The 18481-nt window shown below is 64.6% G+C and carries 15 protein-coding genes; 6 read left to right on the top strand and 9 right to left on the bottom strand.

The window, feature by feature from the left end; translation table 11 throughout:
* Positions 1-2 precede the first annotated feature (2 nt).
* From corA to FCE95_RS12870, 3 genes are all read left to right on the top strand, one after another.
* Positions 3-1016 carry a magnesium/cobalt transporter CorA gene (gene corA, locus FCE95_RS12880; RefSeq protein ID WP_137267411.1) on the top strand — a complete coding sequence of 338 codons (1014 nt, stop codon included), beginning with the start codon at positions 3-5 and terminating at the stop codon, positions 1014-1016.
* A 216-nt stretch (positions 1017-1232) separates the two neighbouring features.
* The gene (locus FCE95_RS12875; protein ID WP_137267410.1) at positions 1233-3314 is read left to right on the top strand and encodes a carbon starvation CstA family protein; all 2082 of its coding nucleotides are present in this window, start codon (positions 1233-1235) and stop codon (positions 3312-3314) included.
* Positions 3315-3328: 14 nt separating this feature from the next.
* Positions 3329-3553, top strand: a complete 225-nt coding sequence (locus FCE95_RS12870) for a YbdD/YjiX family protein (protein WP_137267409.1) — start codon at positions 3329-3331, stop codon at positions 3551-3553.
* A gap of 67 nt (positions 3554-3620) precedes the next feature.
* Here the strand turns inward: FCE95_RS12870 and FCE95_RS12865 are convergent, their stop codons facing one another.
* From FCE95_RS12865 to FCE95_RS12855, 3 genes are all read right to left on the bottom strand, one after another.
* Entirely contained in the window at positions 3621-4874 is a 1254-nt protein-coding gene (locus tag FCE95_RS12865) for a DUF819 family protein (RefSeq protein WP_137267408.1), read from the bottom strand.
* Positions 4875-5027: 153 nt separating this feature from the next.
* The gene (locus tag FCE95_RS12860) at positions 5028-7097 is read right to left on the bottom strand and encodes a S9 family peptidase (protein ID WP_137267407.1); all 2070 of its coding nucleotides are present in this window, start codon (positions 7095-7097) and stop codon (positions 5028-5030) included.
* Positions 7098-7219: 122 nt separating this feature from the next.
* Positions 7220-9184: an OPT family oligopeptide transporter gene (locus FCE95_RS12855; protein ID WP_137267406.1), complete on the bottom strand. Its 1965-nt coding sequence runs from the start codon at positions 9182-9184 to the stop codon at positions 7220-7222.
* 111 nt (positions 9185-9295) lie between these two features.
* Between FCE95_RS12855 and FCE95_RS12850 the strand changes: the two genes are divergently transcribed.
* Positions 9296-11038, top strand: a complete 1743-nt coding sequence (locus FCE95_RS12850) for a peptide MFS transporter (protein WP_137267405.1) — start codon at positions 9296-9298, stop codon at positions 11036-11038.
* 63 nt (positions 11039-11101) lie between these two features.
* Here FCE95_RS12850 and rfbD read toward each other — a convergent pair whose 3' ends face one another.
* Genes rfbD through rfbB form a run of 4 tightly spaced genes read right to left on the bottom strand, consistent with a single transcriptional unit; the run spans position 11102 to position 14555 of the window.
* Positions 11102-12004, bottom strand: a complete 903-nt coding sequence (rfbD, locus tag FCE95_RS12845; RefSeq protein ID WP_137267404.1) for a dTDP-4-dehydrorhamnose reductase — start codon at positions 12002-12004, stop codon at positions 11102-11104.
* Positions 12001-12558 (bottom strand): dTDP-4-dehydrorhamnose 3,5-epimerase, encoded by a 558-nt coding sequence (gene rfbC, locus FCE95_RS12840; protein ID WP_137267403.1) that lies wholly within the window; start codon positions 12556-12558, stop codon positions 12001-12003. The genes rfbD and rfbC overlap by 4 nt, the downstream gene beginning before the upstream one ends.
* A 13-nt stretch (positions 12559-12571) precedes the next feature.
* On the bottom strand, positions 12572-13459 hold the full coding sequence (gene rfbA / locus FCE95_RS12835; RefSeq protein WP_137267402.1) for a glucose-1-phosphate thymidylyltransferase RfbA: 888 nt from the start codon (positions 13457-13459) through the stop codon (positions 12572-12574).
* Positions 13460-13499: 40 nt separating this feature from the next.
* A complete protein-coding gene (gene rfbB, locus FCE95_RS12830; protein ID WP_137267401.1) occupies positions 13500-14555 on the bottom strand; it encodes a dTDP-glucose 4,6-dehydratase in 1056 nt (351 codons plus the stop codon).
* Between the two features lie 271 nt (positions 14556-14826).
* Here rfbB and FCE95_RS12825 point away from each other — a divergent pair, with 271 nt between their 5' ends.
* On the top strand, positions 14827-15723 hold the full coding sequence (locus tag FCE95_RS12825) for a DUF2167 domain-containing protein (protein ID WP_137267400.1): 897 nt from the start codon (positions 14827-14829) through the stop codon (positions 15721-15723).
* Positions 15724-15766: 43 nt separating this feature from the next.
* Here FCE95_RS12825 and FCE95_RS12820 read toward each other — a convergent pair whose 3' ends face one another.
* Positions 15767-16240, bottom strand: coding sequence for a single-stranded DNA-binding protein (locus FCE95_RS12820; protein WP_137267399.1), 474 nt, complete (start codon positions 16238-16240; stop codon positions 15767-15769).
* A gap of 191 nt (positions 16241-16431) precedes the next feature.
* Between FCE95_RS12820 and FCE95_RS12815 the strand changes: the two genes are divergently transcribed.
* Positions 16432-17448, top strand: a complete 1017-nt coding sequence (locus tag FCE95_RS12815) for a polyprenyl synthetase family protein (RefSeq protein ID WP_137267398.1) — start codon at positions 16432-16434, stop codon at positions 17446-17448.
* Between the two features lie 169 nt (positions 17449-17617).
* Here the strand turns inward: FCE95_RS12815 and FCE95_RS12810 are convergent, their stop codons facing one another.
* Positions 17618-18409 (bottom strand): dienelactone hydrolase family protein, encoded by a 792-nt coding sequence (locus FCE95_RS12810; protein ID WP_137267397.1) that lies wholly within the window; start codon positions 18407-18409, stop codon positions 17618-17620.
* Between the last annotated feature and the right edge of the window lie 72 nt (positions 18410-18481).

The following is an 18481-nucleotide window of genomic DNA, read 5'->3' as shown; positions in this document are numbered from 1 at the left end:
CGATGCGCGGCATGAGCGCCGCACACGGTTCCAATCCTTCCCTGCCCGCCTGCGTGGTTAACTGCGCGGTGTACGACACCGAGGGACGCCGCCGCGACATCGGCCTGGATCAAATAAGCGACGTCCTGTCGCACGACGACGGCAGCTTCGTCTGGGTCGGTCTGTACGAACCGGAAGAGGAATTGCTGGACAAGCTGCAGGAGGAATTCGGCCTGCACGATCTGGCGGTGGAAGACGCGCACCACGCGCACCAGCGGCCGAAGATCGAGGCCTACGGCAATTCGCTGTTCCTGGCCGTGCATACCGTGCAGATGATCGATGGCCACGTCCGCTTCGGCGAGACCCAGATGTTCGTCGGCCCGCGTTTCCTGGTCACCGTGCGCCACGGCGCTTCGCTGTCCTACACGAAAGTGCGCGAACGATTCGAGCGCGAACCGGAACTGCTGAAAGGCCCCGCGTTCGCCTTGTACGGCGTGCTCGACCACATCGTCGACAACTACCAGCCCATCGTCAACGATTTCCGCGACGAGTTGAACGAGCTCGAGCACGACGTGTTCGCCGAAACCTATCGCCGCGACACCATCGTCAAACTGTACGAGCTGAAGAAAGAACTCACTCAGATGCGGATCGCGGTGGCGCCGCTGCAGGACATCCTGGCCCAATTGATGCGGGTGCAGAGCGGTCAAGTGGCCGAAGAAGCCAAACTCTATTTCCGCGACGTGCTCGATCATGTGGTGCGGCTCAACGAGTCGATCGACACCTTGCGCGAGATGCTGACCGCGGCGATGAGCGTGAACCTGTCGCTGGTCACCATCGCCCAAGGCGAAGTCGTGAAAAAACTCGCCGGCTGGGCCGCGCTGTTGGCCGCGCCGACGCTGATCGCCAGCTGGTACGGCATGAACTTCACCCACATGCCGGAACTGCACGGGCCGCACAGTTATTTCATTCTGATCGGCATCGTCGCGGTCGTCGTGACCGGCCTGTATTTCTATCTCAAGAAAGTCCGCTGGCTGTAACCGGCTTTTCGTAGGATCGGCTTTAGCCGCGAGCTTTCTCTATCAAATCGCTGCGATGCGGCGATTTGAAGGAAGAGCTCGCGGCTAAAGCCGCTCCTACGAAAAACAGCCCCTCGCGGGAAGATTCGACCAAAGTCGTAGCCGCTTGACGCACCGCCGCATTGACCCGCGCCGCCCCAGGCGCGACCCTGGCTCATCCGACCGGAGGGGCTGCGCATGAAAGGTGGATTCGGGAAAATCGCATGGGCCGCCCTGGCCTTGCTGGGCGCGTTCTGCCTGGGCACGATCGCGCTGCGGCGCGGCGAGCAGATCAACGCGCTGTGGATCGTGATCGCGGCGATTTCGATCTATCTGGTCGCCTACCGCTATTACAGCTTGTTCATCGCCAACAAGGTGATGCAGCTCGACTCGAGCCGTGCCACGCCGGCGGTGATCAACAACGACGGCCTGGACTACGTGCCCACCAACAAGCACGTGCTGTTCGGCCACCATTTCGCCGCGATCGCCGGCGCCGGACCGCTGGTCGGCCCCGTACTGGCCGCGCAGATGGGCTACCTGCCCGGACTGCTGTGGCTGATCGTCGGCGTGGTGCTGGCCGGCGCGGTGCAGGATTTCATGATCCTGTTCATCTCCAGCCGCCGCAACGGCCGTTCGCTCGGCGACCTGGTGCGCGAGGAGATGGGCCGCATCCCCGGCACCATCGCCCTCTTCGGCGCGTTCCTGATCATGATCATCATCCTCGCCGTGCTGGCGATGGTGGTGGTGAAGGCGCTGGCGGAGAGCCCGTGGGGCATGTTCACCGTGATCGCGACGATGCCGATCGCGATCTTCATGGGCCTGTACATGCGCTACATCCGGCCGGGCAAGATCGGCGAGATTTCCGTCGTGGGCTTGGTGCTGCTGTTGCTGTCGATCTGGCTCGGCGGCAAGGTCGGCGCGCATCCCACTTGGGGCCCGGCGTTCACCTTCACCGGCACCCAGATCACCTGGATGCTGATCGTCTACGGTTTCGTCGCCGCATCGCTGCCGGTGTGGCTGCTGCTGGCGCCGCGCGATTACCTGTCCACGTTCCTGAAGATCGGCACCATCATCGCGCTCGCCATCGGCATCTTCATCGTGATGCCGCAATTGAAGATGCCGGCGCTGACCCAGTTCACCGACGGCACCGGCCCGGTGTGGAAAGGCGGCATCTTCCCGTTCCTGTTCATCACCATCGCCTGCGGCGCGGTGTCGGGCTTCCATGCGTTGATCTCGTCGGGCACCTCGCCCAAGCTGCTCGCCAACGAAGGCCATATGCGCTACATCGGCTACGGCGGCATGCTGATGGAGTCCTTCGTCGCGATCATGGCGCTGGTGGCCGCGTCGATCATCGAACCCGGCATCTATTTCGCGATGAACAGCCCGGTCGCGGCGGTCGGCGGCGACGTTCAAAGCGTGGCGGCGACGGTGTCGCAATGGGGTTTCCACATCACGCCCGAACAATTGGAGGCGACCGCGAAAGACATCGGCGAGCACACCATCCTGGCCCGCGCCGGCGGCGCGCCGACCTTGGCGGTCGGCATCGCGCAAATCTTGCACAGCGTGCTGCCGGGCGAAGACACGATGGCGTTTTGGTACCACTTCGCGATCCTGTTCGAAGCCTTGTTCATCCTGACCGCGGTCGACGCCGGCACCCGCGCCGGACGCTTCATGCTGCAGGACCTGCTCGGGAATTTCGTGCCGGCGTTGCGACGCACCGAATCCTGGGGCGCGAACCTGATCGGCGCCGCCGGCTGCGTCGCGCTGTGGGGCTACCTGCTTTACCAGGGCGTGGTCGATCCGTTCGGCGGCATCCAGACGCTGTGGCCGCTGTTCGGCATCTCCAACCAGATGCTGGCCGGCATCGCGCTGATGCTCGGCACGGTGGTGTTGTTCAAGATGAAGCGCGACCGCTACGCCTGGGTCACCGCGATTCCGGCCGCGTGGCTGGTGATCTGCACGTCCACCGCCGGCTTGATCAAGATCTTCGACAGCAATCCGGCGCAGGGCTTCCTGGCGCAGGCGCACAAATTCCAGGCCGCGATCGCTTCGGGCGAGGTCACCGCGCCGGCCAAGACGGTCGCGCAGATGGAGCAGATCGTGACCAACGCCTACGTCAACACGACGCTGACGGCGCTGTTCCTGCTGGTGGTGTTCAGCACGCTGGTCTATTCGGTGAAGACGATCGTCGCGGCGCGCCGCAATCCTCAGCGCAGCGACAGGGAAGCGCCGTACGTCGCGCTGACGCCCGAACAGCAGGCCGCGCAGGCGCAACTCTAAATGAGGACGCGATAATGGGCACCGCGCTGGTCCCGCTCGACCATTACGCCGTCCACCGCCGGGTGTGGCGGCGTTTGGTGCAGACCGCACGTCTGTGCTGCGGCGTGCCGGATTACGACAACTACGTCCGGCACATGCTGGAGAAGCATCCGGATCGGGAAATCATGGATTACCCGACCTTCTTCCGCGAACGCCAGGAAGCGAGATATGGTGGCCGCAGCGGTTTCCGCTGCTGCTGACGCTTTTTTGCTCTCCTACGAAAAGCCGGGGCAAGCCCGCTCCGACCAATGGCGCATGACGTCCTCGTTATCCGGCGCCCGCCATGGCGCGCAAAGTGATGCCCACGATGTACGCCAGCACCGTGCCGGTCGCGTAACCCAATGCGCCGAGCAGCGCGCCCACCGGCGCCAGCGAAGGATGGAACACCGATGCCACCACCGGCGCCGAGGCCGGCCCGCCGATGTTGCTCTGCGAACCCAGCGCGAAATAGAAGAACGGCACCCGCAGTAGCCGGCCGACCAGATACAACAGCGCGATGTGCACCATTATCCAGATCAGACCCAGCGCGAACAGCCAAGGCTTGTCGGCTAGGGCCTTGATGTCCATCTGCATGCCGATGCAGGCGATGAGGAAATACAGGAACAGCGTGCCGACCTTGGAGGCGCCCGCGCCATCGTACTCGCGCAGGCGGGTGAAGCTCAGACCCAAGCCGATGAACGTGGACAACACCACGACCCACACGAAAGGCTCGTGCAGACTGACCGTCTTGGCCCAGGACACATTGGCCAGGAACCAGGCGGCGATCGGCGAGGCGACCGCATGCGAAAGCCCGACCGCGCCCAGCGCGATGCCGACGATGATCATCAAGTCGGACAGGCTGGCGATGCGCTGATGCTGCTTCTGATAGCTGACCAGCCGCTCTTTCAGCTCCTCGATCGCGCGCGTATCCGCACCGGTGCGCGCGTCGATCGCCTGCGCGCGGTTGGCCAGGAAGATCAGCACCGCCATCCACACGTAACCGACGCCGACGTCGACCACGACGAACTGGCCGAAGGTGGTCTCGTCGACGTTGAACACTTCCTTCATCGCGACCATGTTGGCGCCGCCGCCGATCCAACTGCCGGCCAGCGCCGCCATGCCGCCCCAGGTATCGCCGGCCACGGTTTCCGGATGGACCAGACCCATGATCCAGAACGCGGCGAACGCGCCCAGCATCACGCTGATCGACGCGGCGGCGTACATCGCCAGCAATTTCGGACCGAGCCGCAGCACGCCTTTCAGATCGATGGTAAGCGTGAGCAACACCAGCGCCGCCGGCAGCAGCACGCGGCTGGCGACCGGGTTGTAGAGTTTGCTGGCGTTGCCGTCGATCAAGCCCGCGCTGTTGTAGATGCCGGGAATGAAGTAGCAAAGCAGCAGGGCCGGAACGTAGGTGTAGAAACGCTTCCAGAAACCGGTTTCGCGCGATTCGGTCCAGAACACCAGGCCCAGCGTCGCGGCGATGAGGCCGAGGACGACGATGTCGTTGGTGATCAGGGCGGTGCTGGCGGGTTCGGTCATCGTGGTTCCAAACATTCGCGGAGAAGCCGCGGGGTTAGACCGAGTTCGAATGCGGCATCCGTAGCCCGGGTAAGGCCGCAGGCCGCACCCGGGGCGTATCGCGACTCGATCCTCGGGTGCGGCCTACGGCCTTACCCGGGCTACGTCATGGCATCACTGGCCGATGTGCTGCTTCAACCAGCCGTTGACGGTGTCGTGCCATTGCACGCTGTTGTTCGGCTTGAGCACCCAATGGTTCTCGTCCGGGAAGTACAGAAATTTCGACTCCACGCCCTTGCGCTGCAGCGCATGGAACAGCGCGATGCCCTGCTCCACCGGAATGCGGAAATCCTGCTGGCCGTGGATCACCAGCATCGGCACGCGGAACTTGTCGACGTGGTTGACCGGATTGAACTTCTCGTAGCCCTTCGGATTGTCGAATACGGTGCCGCCGTTCTCCCACTCGCTGAACCATAGCTCTTCGGTGGCGTAGCCCATGGCGCGGTTGTCGAACACGCCGTCGTGGCTGACCAGGCACTTCCACGGCTGGTTCCAGTTGCCGGCGATCCAATTGACCATGAAGCCGCCGTAGCTGGCGCCGAGCGCGCAAGCCTTGGAACCGTCGAGGAAATCGTATTTCTTCTGCGCTGCGGCCCAGCCTTTCTGCAGGTCTTCCAACGGACGGTCGCCCCAATGCTGGCTGATCGCATCGGTGAAAGCCTGGCCGTAGCCGGTGGAGCCGTGGAAATCGATCATCACCACCGCATAGCCCTGGCCCGCGTACGTCTGTGGATTCCAGCGATAGCTCCAGCCGTTGCCGAAACTGCCCTGCGGGCCACCGTGGATCAGGAACGCCACCGGATACTTCTTGCCGGCCTGATAGTTCCAAGGCTTGACCACGTACCCGTAGACGGTGTCGCCGTTCCAGCCCTTGAAGCTGAACTGCTCGAAATCGCCGAACGTCGCGCCTTTCGCCATTTCTCCCGCGTTGGGCGTGATCGCGCGCTGCGACGCGCCGTCCGGCGAAGCGGCGAACAATTGATCGCCGCTCTTCAGGTTGTTGCGGGCGAAGGCCAAGGTCGGACCGGCGATTTCGAACGACGAGATGGAACCGTCGCCGACGATCTTCTTCGGCTCGCCGGTGGCGATGTCGACCGCGAACAAAGGATGCTCGCCCAGGTCTTGCGCCGTGGTGTAGATCGTCTTGCCGTCGGCCGACAAGGTGATGCCGTCGGCGGAGCGGTCCCACTTCGGCGCGATTTCGCGCGCGGCGCCGGTGGACAGGTCCATCGCCATCAGCGCGAAGCGGTCGGCTTCGAAGCCGGGGCGCTTCATCGCGCGGTAGTACAGCGTCTTGCCGTCTTCGCCGAAGACCGGACCGGTATCCCAGGCAGGATTCGAAGCGGTCAGATTCTTCGCAGTTCCGCTGCCATCGGCCGAGACCAGATAGAGATCGAAATTGGTCGACCACGGCTCCATGCGGTCGGCCTTGCGCGCGCTGAGCGCCAGCGATTTGCCGTCGGGCGACCAGGCCATTTCGCCCATGTCGCCGAAGGGCTTGGACGGCACGTCGCCGAGCACGTCGGCGCCGACCAGATGCGCGCTCGCCGCGGCTTTTTCTTTGCCGCCGGGCAAATCGGCGACGAACACGCGGTTCAAGCGGCCGTCGTTCCACGCATCCCAGTGTCGGATGAACATGCGGTCGAACACCACGCCGCTGTTCTTCTTCGCGCCGGCGTCGTCGAGCTTCTTCTTGGTGCAGGCGAAATCGGCCTTGCAGTCGGCGAACGTGCCGACGGCGATCGCGACCTTCTTGCCGTCGGGCGACAGTTTGTAGCCGTCGACGTCGAGCGCGAACGCGGTGACCTGCTTCGGCGCGCCGCCGGCGGTCGGCATCGCGTACAGCTGCGAGCTGCCGGACTTGCCGCTGAGGAAATAGACCGTCTTGCCGTCCGGCGAAAACGACGGCGAATTGACGTTCCAGCCTTCGGGCGTGAAACGCACCGGCGGGGCCGCGTCGCGCGCGAACAGATCCTCGATCCACAACGCCGTGCTGGCTTTGCTCGTTTTCTCATCCCAGACGCGCTTGGCGAACACCAGCTTGCGGCCGTCGGGCGAGAGCGTCGGCGACGAGTAGCGGTCCAGTTTGACCATGTCACGCACTTCGAAGCCGCGCTGGGCGAAAGCGAGCGACGGCAAGGCCGACAACAAGGCGAGCGGAAGAAGGGCGTGGCGAAATTTCATGGCGACTCCAAACGACGTGCTGAACCGATGGATGAATGCTTTTGTGGGAGGGGCTTCAGCCCCGACAGCTTCGCAGCGAAACCTGTCGGGGCTGAAGCCCCTCCCACAAGATCAAAAACGTTTTATTTCGGACCCGATTCGATCGGCGCAGCGGTCGTGTCGACCTTGGTCGCGCTGCGGTAGAGCATCCAACCGACGAAGGCGAGCACCGCCAGGCCGATCCACTGACCGAAGTGCCAAGCCTCGGGCAATGCGAGCACATCGCCGCGCGAGGACACCACGATCGGGATCGCGATCGCGATGCCCATCAAGGCCTCGCCGGTGATCAAGCCAGCGGAGAACAGCATGCCGGGGCGATGGATGCGGTCGCGCGCTTCTTCGTCGTGCGGATGCACGCCGTGCTTGCGTTCGACGAAGTGCGCCAGCAGGCCGCCGAGGAAGATCGGCACCATCAGCTCCAGCGGCAGGTAGACGCCGATCGCCGCCGCCAGCACCGGCACGCGGAAATTCGAGTTGCGCGACTTCAGCCATCCGTCGAGCGCGATCACCGCGACGCCGATCAAGCCGCCGATGGCGATCATGTCCCACGGCAGATGGCCGCCGAACATGCCCTTGGCGACCGAGGCCATCAACGTGGCCTGCGGCGCGTTCAGCGACTGCGGATGCTCGGGCGTGGACGGGCCGATGCCGTACGCGGCCGCCAGCAGGTTCAGCACCGGCGCCATGATCAAGGCGCAGGAGAACGCGCCGATGCCGAGCATCAGCTGCTGCTTCCACGGCGTCGCGCCGACCAGGTAGCCGGCCTTCAGATCCTGCAGATTGTCGCCGCCGACCGCCGCCGCGCAGCAGACCACCGCGCCGATCATGATCGCGGCTACCGCGCCGATCTTCGAATCGCTGCCGAGCAGCAACATCAGCACGACGGACGCGAACAGGATGGTCGCGATGGTGATGCCCGACACCGGATTGTTCGACGAACCGACCAGACCGGCGAGATAAGCCGATACCGATACGAACAGGAATCCGGCGACGATCATGATGATCGTCATCGGCACGCTCACGCCCCAATTTTGCACGATGGCTTGATATAGGCCGAGCAGCGGCAAGGTGAACAGCACCAGCGCCACCAGCATCCACTTCATCGGCAAGTCGCGTTCGGTCTCGGCGACGATTTCGCCGCTGCCCTTGCGCGCGGCGGCGAAGCCGCTCTTGACGCCGGACAGCAGCGACTTGCGCAGCGAGAAGAGCGTCCACAAGCCGCCGACCAGCATCATGCCCACGCCCAAGTAGCGCACTTTTTCGGCGCGGATGATCTGCGCGGCATCGGCGGCGCTCTGGCCGACGAGTTGCGCGGCCAAAGCCGGATCGGTGTGCTGGAAGAAGGCGTAGTAAATCGGGATGGCGATGTTGTAGGAAAGGATCGAACCCGACACGACCACGATGCCGACGTTCAGGCCGACGATATAGCCCACGCCCAGCAGCGCCGGCGACAGGCCGGTGCCCATGTAGCCGAGGAACTTGCCGAAGAAGCCGGCAGCGGTGGCTTGGTCGGGGATCATGCGCAGGCCGCTCTCCGCAGCGAGCTTGACGATGGCGCCGACCGCGCTGGCCAGGCCGAGGATCTTGAGGCCGGGACCGGGATTCTCGCCCGCCTTCAGCACTTCGGCGGCCGCCTTGCCTTCCGGGAACGCGAGCGGTTCTTCGACGATCATGCTGCGCCGCAGCGGAACCGAGAACAGCACGCCGAGCAAGCCGCCGAGACCGGCGATGGCCAGCACCCAGGAATAGCGGAAGTCCTGCCAGTAACCGAGGATGACCAACGCGGGGATGGTGAAAATAACGCCAGCGGCGATCGACGAGCCGGCGGACGCGCCGGTCTGGACGATGTTGTTTTCCAGGATCGTGCCGCCGCCCAGCAGGCGCAGCACGCCCATCGACACCACCGCGGCCGGGATCGCCGTGGCGATGGTCAGGCCGGCGAACAAGCCCAGATAAGCGTTGGCGGCGGATAGCACGACCGCCAGTACGATCGCCAGGATCACGGCGCGGAAAGTGAGCTGCGGGGTCTTGGTCGCAGGCTGGTTCATCGGGTTCCCCGGTTCCACGGAAGCCCGACACGCTAAAGGCTAAGGCCCCCGCAAGTCCAGCCCGAGCGCCCCGGCCGCTATACTTCGCGTCGATCCTGAACCGGCCGGGCCATGTCCGTTTCCGCCTACACCGACATCCCGCCGCGCGAAGACTTCCTTGGCCATCCGAAGGGCGTCTACGTCTGTTTCTTCACCGAAATGTGGGAGCGCTTCTCCTTCTACGGGATGAAGGCGCTGCTGCTGCTTTATTTGCTGAAGCACCACCGCTTCGGCGACGCCGCCGGCTACGACTTGATCGGCGCCTACGGCGGCCTGGTCTACGCGGTGCCGGTGATCGGCGGCCTGGTCGCCGACCGTTGGCTGGGCATGCGCAAATCGGTGCTGCTCGGCGGCGCATTGCTGTGCCTGGGCCATCTGGGCATGGCCGTCGAAGGCGAACAGGCGCGCCTGGCGAACGGTGCGGTGGTGCGCGACGAAGGCGCGCTGCAGGTGTTCTACCTGTCGCTGGCGCTGATCATCATGGGCGTCGGCTTCCTGAAGCCGAACATCTCCACCATCGTCGGCAAGTTGTATGCGGAAGACGACCCGCGCCGCGATTCCGGCTTCACCTTGTTCTATGCCGGCATCAACGTCGGCGGTCTGTTCGCCGGCCTGGTCTGCGCGTTCCTGGGCGAGACTTACGGCTGGAAATACGGCTTCGGCGCGGCGGGCGTGGGCATGCTCGCGGGTCTGGCCATGTTCCTGTGGGGCCAGAAATACCTGCACGGCCATGCCGAGCCGCGCGATCCTGCCAAGTTGCGCGAACGCGTGGGCCCGCTGTCGCGCGAGATCTGGATCTACGCGTTGTCGTTCGTCGGCGTGGCGGTGGTCTGGCAGCTGATCCAGCACAATTGGACGGTACGCGGGGCGATGCACATCGTCGCCGTGGCGTTCGTCTCCTGGTTCGTCTGGTTCCTGGTGCGCCACTGCAACAAGGTGCAACGCCAGCAGATGATCGCCCTCCTGGTGACGATCCTGGCCGTACTCGCGTTCTTCACCCTGTACGAGCAGAGCTACGGCTCGTGGGTGACGTTCACCGATCGGCTGATGACCAAAGACATGTTCCCGTCCATGGTCAGCGACGCCAGCGGCACCCTGCCCTGGTCGCTGTTCATGATGGCCGCCAGCCCGGTGCTGATCGTCGTCGCGCTGCGCGCGAGCGATGCGGGCAATGCGGCGCTTTCGCGCGCGACGGTCTGGCTGTTCGTGCTGGCGATGATCGTGGCTTGTTTCCGCGACGTGGTGCTGGTACCGCAGACCGCCGGCTCGCTTACTTTTCTGGGCTCTTTCTTCGTCGTCCTGTTGTCGCCGCTGTTCGCCTGGCTATGGCCGTGGCTGGAAAAACGCGGGCGCAATCCGAGCAAGCCGTTCAAGAGCGCGATCGGTTTGCTCTTCGCCGGCCTGTCGTTCCTGCCGTTGCTGATCGCCGCGAAAACCGCCGGCGGCGGCGCGCTGGCCAGCGTTTGGTGGCTGGTGGCGGCCTATTTCCTGTTGGAAGTGGGCGAGATGTGCCTGTCGCCGATCGGCCTGTCCGCGGTGACCCAACTGTCGGTGGCGCGCGTGGTCGGGCTGATGATGGGCGGCTTCTGGCTGGCGACCGCGTATTCGGAGACGCTGGCCGCTCAATTCGGCAAGCTGGCTTCGATCGAAATCCCGGAAGGCGCGACGCTGAATTTCGCCGAAGCCGCGGCGAAGTACGCCGACCTGTTCCGGCTGCTGATGTGGATCGGCCTGGGCTGCGCGGTCGTCGCCTTCATCATCGCGCCGCTGCTGCGGCGGATGATGCACGGCGTCAAATCGCCGCCGCTTTTGTAGAGTCGAGCCTGCTCGACTGCTTTCCACCCGACGAAGAGCAAGAGCAGTCGAGCAGGCTCGGCTCTACGGAAATGCGGGGCCGGCCATCTCGTCGAGCACCTGCACCAAGCCTTCGTGCCAGTTCGGCAATTCGATGCCGAAGTCGCGCTGGAAGGCCGAATTGCCCAGCACGGAATAAGCGGGACGCGCGGCACGGGTGGGATAGTCCGCGGTGGCGATCGGCGTTACCTTCGGCATGCGCGCGAGCAGCCCGCGCGCGTGCGCTTCGCGCACGATGGCTTCGGCGAAGCCGTGCCAACTGGTTTGCCCCGAGGCGGTCAGATGCCACACGCCGGAGGCGCGCTGCGAATGCAACGCCGCGGCCGTAGCGTAGGCGATCAACCATGCCGAGGTCGGCGAACCGACCTGGTCGGCCACCACGCGCAACTCGTCGCGCTCCTTCGCCAAGCGCAGCATCGTCAGCAGGAAATTCTTGCCGTGCGCGGCGTAGACCCAGGCGGTCCGGAAAATGAAATGGCGCGCGCCGCTTTCGGCGACGGCGCGCTCTCCTTCGAGCTTGCTGGCGCCGTAGACGCCGAGCGGCGCCGTCGGGGCATCTTCGCGATAGGGTTCGGATGCGCCGCCGTCGAACACGTAGTCGGTGGAGTAATGCACCAACGATACGCCGCGCGCCGCGCACGCCGCAGCGATGGCGCGCGGCGCTTCCGCATTGGCGCGGAAGGCGGCCTGCGCGTCGTCTTCGGCGCGATCCACCGCGGTGTAGGCGGCCGCGTTGACGACGATGTCCGGCGCGATTCGCGCGACCAGAGCGCCGAGGCTTTCCGGCGCATCGAAATCCGCTCGTTCGCAAGCCTTATCGCCAAGCTCGCCGGTACGCGTGGCGACGGCCAATTCGCCGAGCGGCGCCAGGCTGCGCCGCAACTCGGTGCCGACCTGGCCGTTGCCGCCGAGCAGCAGGATCTTCACGGGCGGTAAACCGGCAAGCGGTCTTCGGCGATATCGTCGAGGAGGGGCGCGCGCGCGTCCTTGTCCGACAGCACAGGATCGCCCAGCGGCCAATCCACCGCCAGGCGCGCGTCGTTCCAACGGATGGCGGCGTCCGCTTGGCGGTCGTAGGTTTGGGTGCACAAGTAAGCGAACGTGGCGCGCTCGCTGAGCACGGCGAAGCCGTGGGCGAACCCTTCCGGTATCCAGAAATGCCGTTTGTTCTCGCCGGACAGGATTGCGGCCGTCCAGCGGCCGAAGGTGGGCGAACCGCGGCGAATGTCGACCGCCACGTCCCAGACTTCGCCGTCGATCACCGACACGTACTTGCCCTGCGGTTTGGGCCATTGGTAGTGCAAGCCGCGCAATACGCCGCGCGCCGAACTGGACACGTTGCCTTGCACGAATTTAGGTGCGAGACCATGTTGCGCCAGCTTGTCGGCGTTGAAGGATTCGTAGAACCAGCCGCGGTCGTCGCCGAACACCTGCGGTTCGATCAGCAGGCATCCCGGCAGGTCGGTTTCGACGACCTTCATCGCGGTCCTCCGCTCAAGGCACGAATCCGCGTTCGGCCAGCGACAGCAGATATTGGCCGTAGCCGTTCTTCGCCAAGGGCCTGGCGAGCGTCTCGAGCTGGGCGGCATCGATCCATCCGTTGTTCCAGGCGATCTCTTCCGGACAGCACACGCGCAGGCCTTGGCGGGCCTCGATGGTTTCGATGTAGTTGGACGCTTCCAGCAAGGATTGATGCGTGCCGGTATCGAGCCAGGCGTAGCCGCGGCCGAATTTCTCCAAGTGCAACGTGCCCTCGTCCAGATAGCGCCGGTTCAAATCGGTGATTTCCAATTCGCCGCGCGCCGAAGGCTCGAGTTCGGCGGCGAAGTCGCTGGCGCGCCCGTCGTAGAAGTACAGGCCGGTCACGGCATAATTGGAGCGCGGCTTGGCCGGTTTCTCTTCCAGGCCGACGACCTTGCCCTCGCCGTCGAACTCGGCCACGCCGTAGCGTTCCGGATCGCGCACCCAGTAGCCGAACACGGTGGCGCCGCGCTCGCGCGCATCGGCGCGCTTGAGCATCGCGGTCAATCCGGGGCCGTGGAAGATGTTGTCGCCCAGCACCAAGCAACTCGGGCCGCCGCCTACGAAGTCGCGCCCGATCAAATACGCCTGCGCCAGCCCGTCCGGACTGGGCTGCACAGCGTATTCGATGCGCATGCCCCATTGCGAACCGTCGCCGAGCAAAGCCTTGAACAAAGCTTGTTCGTGCGGCGTATTGATGATCAGCACTTCGCGTATGCCCGCCAGCATCAGCACGCTCAGCGGGTAATAGATCATCGGCTTGTCGTAAACCGGCAACAACTGTTTGCTGATCGACTGAGTCAGCGGATACAGCCGCGTGCCCGAGCCGCCGGCCAGGATGATGCCTTTGCGTCGGCTCATGCCCGGCCTCCGGCATCCGCGGATAAACTGAAGTCGCGCATCACGCCTCCTGGCCTATGCGTTCCAGACGATAACTACCGTCCAGCACGCGCCGCACCCAATCCTGATGGTCCAGATACCAATCCACGGTATCGGCGATGCCGCGCTCGAAGGTATGCGCAGGCTTCCAGCCCAGTTCGCTCTGGAGCTTGGAAGCGTCGATCGCGTAGCGGCGGTCGTGGCCCGGCCGATCTTTTACGAAAGCGATCTGCGATTTGCGCGGCTCGCCGTCCTGACGCGGACGGCGTTCGTCCAACAGGGCGCAGATCGTTTCGACTACCTCGATGTTCCGGCGCTCGGCGTCGCCGCCGACGTTGTAGGTCTCGCCGACCCTGCCGCGCGCGAGCACGGTTCGGATGGCGGAGCAGTGGTCGCCGACATAGAGCCAGTCGCGCACGTTCTTGCCGTCGCCGTAGACAGGCAGCGGTTCGCCGGCGATGGCCTTGGCGATCACCAGCGGGATCAATTTTTCGGGGAACTGGTACGGCCCGTAGTTGTTCGAGCAATTGGTGGTCAGGACCGGCAAGCCGTAAGTGTGGTGGAAGGCGCGCACCAGATGGTCGGAAGCCGCCTTCGAAGCCGAGTAAGGCGAATTCGGCGCGTACGCCGTGGTTTCGCTGAACTTGCCGCTGTCGCCGAGCGAACCGTAGACCTCGTCGGTCGAAACGTGCAGAAAACGGAACTGCGCTTTCGCCTCGTCGTGCAAATTCTTCCAGTAGTCGCGGGCGGCTTCGAGCAAGGCCAGCGTGCCGACGACATTGGTTTGGACGAAGGCTGCGGGGCCGTCGATCGAGCGGTCGACGTGGCTTTCGGCGGCGAAGTTGACGATGGCCTGAGGCTTGTGCTCATCGAGCAGCTTCGCGATCAGCGCCCGGTCGCCGATGTCGCCCTGCACGAACGTATGGCAGGGATCGCCGTCCAAAGAGGAGAGCGTATCGAGATTGCCGGCATAGGTAAGCGCATCGAGATTGACGATCTTGATGCCGTCGGCCACCGCCTCGAGCACGAAGTTGCCGCCAATGAAACCGGCGCCGCCGGTCACCAACCAAGTCTGCACGCGATCTTTCCTTATGTTCGTCCGACCCGCCCGGCTTGGGCTCCGTGTCATCGATCCGAATTTTACAAACAGAATCAATGATTTATACGGATTATCCCGACTGTTTTTTCGGCCGCTCATTGTAACCGAGGCCGGTGCCCGCATCGGTGCGGTCCCGATGCCTCAGTCAGCTTCGTGCCATTTTTCTGCGCCCAAAGCGACCCGGTTGCGCCCGATCGGGCGCCCCTGCACACTTTTCGCGGGGCGTGGGGACGCCCGATCAGGGGGATATATGCTCTCAAGGATGTTGTTGTGCGGCTTGCTGGCCGCCACGGGCAGCGCGTTCGCGCAAGACGGTGCCGGCGACGGCGACGCGCGCGCCAAGGCTTTCGTCGACTCGCTTCATTTCCGCAGCGGCGAAATCGCCGTGCCGGAAGCCAAGGCGCACTTCCGCCTCGGTTCCGAATTCCGCTACTTGGACAAGCCCGACGCGCGCCGCGTGCTGGAAGAGTTCTGGCACAACCCGCCCGACGACAGCGTGCTCGGCTTGGTGGTGCCGACCGCGACGCCTTTGGACAGCGATCGATCCTGGGCCGTGGTCGTCACCTACGACGACGAAGGCTACGTTTCCGACGAAGATGCGGCCAAGACCGACTACGACGCACTGCTGAAGGACATGAAGCAGGGCACGGCCGAAGAAAACGTCGAGCGCAAGAAAGCCGGCTACGAGACCGTCGACCTGGTCGGCTGGGCGGTGCCGCCGCGCTACGACAGCGCGAACAAGAAGCTGTACTGGGCGAAGGAGCTCGCGTTCGAAGGCGGCGAACAGCACACCCTCAACTACGACATCCGCGTGCTCGGACGGCACGGCTACGTCAGCTTGAACGCCGTGTCCGGCATGTCCGAGCTGGAGACCGTCCGCGCCGGCATGCAGCAGCTATTGCCGATGACCGAATTCGACAGCGGTGCACGCTACGCCGACTACGACTCGTCCACGGACAAGCTGGCCGGATACGGCATCGCAGCGCTGATCGGCGGCGGCATCGCCGCAAAGTCGGGCCTGCTGGCCAAACTGGGCGTACTGCTGCTGGGACTGAAGAAACTGTTGGTGCCGTTGGCGCTGGTGGTGGTCGCGTTCGGCAAGAAGATCCTGGGCTTGTTCGGCCGCAACAAGCAAGACGCGGCCTGATCGACCGATCCAAGCCTGCGCCGGTGCGGCGCAGGCGACGCCGTCAGAACGGAATATCGTCGTCCGCGAAATCGTCCATCGGCGGCGGGGCCGAAGACGAGGTCGGCTCGCGCCGTTGCGCGGGCGCGGGGCGCGAGGCGGGCCGCTCGCTACGTTCGGAAGGACCGCCTGCCGGGCGGCCTTCGCCGCTGCCGAGCATCTGCATCTCGTCGGCGATGATCTCGGTCATATAGCGTTCCTGGCCGTCCTGGCCGGTGAACTTGTCGTAGCGGATCGAACCTTCGACGTACACCTGGCGCCCCTTGCGCAGGTATTCGCCGGCGATCTCTCCGAGCTTGCCGAAGAACTTCACCCGATGCCATTCGGTGCGTTCCTGGTTGTTTCCGTCGCGATCCTTGCGCACGCTGGTGGTGGCCAGGCTGACGGTGGTGACCGCCATGCCGCCCTGCGTGTATTTGGTTTCCGGATCGTTGCCGAGGTTGCCTACCAGGATCACCTTGTTGATGCCGCGGGCCATGCTTCGCCGTCCTTATCTTCGCGCGCCCGGACCGGGCGGCATCCGCGAATTATAGCCGCGCCCCGCCGAAGCCGGGCGTCAGCGGGCGGCGCGAGGAAGGATCGGGCTTTTCTGAATCGTTCGGCGCCGGGCTCGTCCGCGTCCGGATGCGGTTTTTAAAGGATAATCGGCTTTTCCCCGCCGACCGCCCCATGGATTCCGCAAGCTCTCGCCCGCAGCCGCCCGATTCGCGTCCGACGCTCGGCCTGCCCGCGATCCAAGCCTTGGCCGCCGCCGACATGACCGCGGTCGACGCCCTGATCCAGCGCCGCCTGGCTTCGGACGTGGCCCTGGTCAACCAGATCGGCGAGCACATCGTCGCCGCGGGCGGCAAGCGGCTCCGGCCGATGCTGCTGCTGTTGGCTGCGCGCGCGCTGGGCCACGCGGGCGCGGACGCGCACCAGCTGGCCGCGGTGATCGAGTTCATCCATACCGCCACCCTGCTGCACGACGACGTGGTCGACGAATCCGATCTGCGCCGCGGCCGCAAGACCGCGAATGCGCTGTGGGGCAACGCGCCGAGCGTGCTGGTCGGCGACTTCCTGTATTCGCGCAGCTTCCAGCTGATGGTGGAGCTGGACCGGATCGAGGTGATGCGGATCCTAGCCGACACCACCAACGCCATCGCCGAAGGCGAAGTGCTGCAGCTGCTGCACGTGCGCAATCCGGACACGGACGAACCGGCCTATCTGCGCGTGATCGAACGCAAGACGGCGGTGCTGTTCGCCGCTGCGACCCGACTGGGCGCGCTGTTGGCGGGCGCGGACGCGGCGACCCAACAGCAACTGCACGATTACGGGATGAACCTCGGCTATGCGTTCCAGATCGCCGACGACGTGCTCGACTACAGCGCCGACGAGGCTGCGTTGGGCAAGCATCTCGGCGACGACCTGGCCGAGGGCAAGGCCACGTTGCCGTTGATCCATGCCATCGCGCACAGCCCTGCGCAGGTCGCCACGCGGTTGCGCGCCATCGTCGAAACCGGCGATGCGGCAGCGATGCCCGAAGTGCAATCCGCGATCGCCGCGACCGGGGCGTTGGAATACAGCCACTCGCGCGCGATGCAGTACGCCGAAGCCGCGGAACGGGCTTTGGACGGGCTGCAAGACAACGAGGCCGTCGCCGCGCTGCGCGGCTTGGCGCATTACGCTATAGATCGCAAGTACTGAGCGATGCAGCTCTTATCCCTCTCCCTTTTACGGGAGAGGGATGGGCGCGAAACGCCAGGGAGAGGGTTCGGCTTTCAGCGCATAGCCGCAATCAAGATCAAAAGCACGCTCGCTCCGCTTCGCACCCTTCTCCTGCCTCTTCGGAGCATCCTCCCGCGAGGGAGGAAAGCTATTTCGCCGCGAACTGCTCCTCGAAGAAGTCGTCCATCATTCGGAACGCCCGCTTGGCCGCCTTCTCGTTGTAGACGCAGTTCGGCGGATCGTTCGATTCCGGTTGGGTGAAGCAATGCACCGCGCCGCCGAAATCGACGAACTGCCAGTCGGCCTTGGCTGCGTCCATTTCCTTCTCGAAGGCGACGATGTTCTCGTCGGTGACGCTGCTGTCCTCGGCGCCGTTCAGCACCAGGATCGAAGCGTTGATCTTGTTGCCCTCGGTAGGCAGATAAGTTTCGATGCCGCCATGGAAGCTGACCACGCCCCCCTTCAGTTCGCTGCCTGAACGCGCCAGTTCCAGCGCCACCGATCCACCGAAGCAGAATCCGAAAGCGCCGATCTTCGAAGCATCCACCGGCAGCTTGCCCGCCTGAGCCTTGAGCGTATCGACCGCGGCTTGAGCGCGGGCGCGCAAAGCCGTACCGCCGTCGGAATAGCTCTTGCGGGTCTGCTCGCCGGCTTCCTTGGGGTTTTTCGGCCGCACGCCCTTGCCGTAGACGTCCGCGATCAGGATCACGTAATCGTCGCCCGCGATCTTCTTGGCCTTCTCCACCGAATCCTGGGTCGCGCCCAGCCAGTTCGGCACCATCACCAAACCGGGCCGCTTGCCTTTCGCCGCATCGTCGTAAACCAGGTAGCCGCTGAAACTATCGTTGCCGACTTTGTATTCGATCGGTTCGGATTTCATCGCGGCGAAAGCGGACATCGAGCAAAGCGACAGCGAAACGGCGAGCAGCGAACGGCGCATGGCGACCTCCCAGGGGCAGGGCGGAAATCCGGCCGCTTTTTGTGGGAGCGGCTTCAGCCGCGAGCTCTTTCC

Origin of the sequence: Luteimonas gilva (genome assembly GCF_005239095.1) — a bacterium.
GTDB lineage: Bacteria > Pseudomonadota > Gammaproteobacteria > Xanthomonadales > Xanthomonadaceae > Luteimonas_C > Luteimonas_C gilva.
The sequence above is the reverse complement of the archived record's forward strand: the minus strand, read 5'-3'. Positions and strand labels throughout refer to the sequence as shown.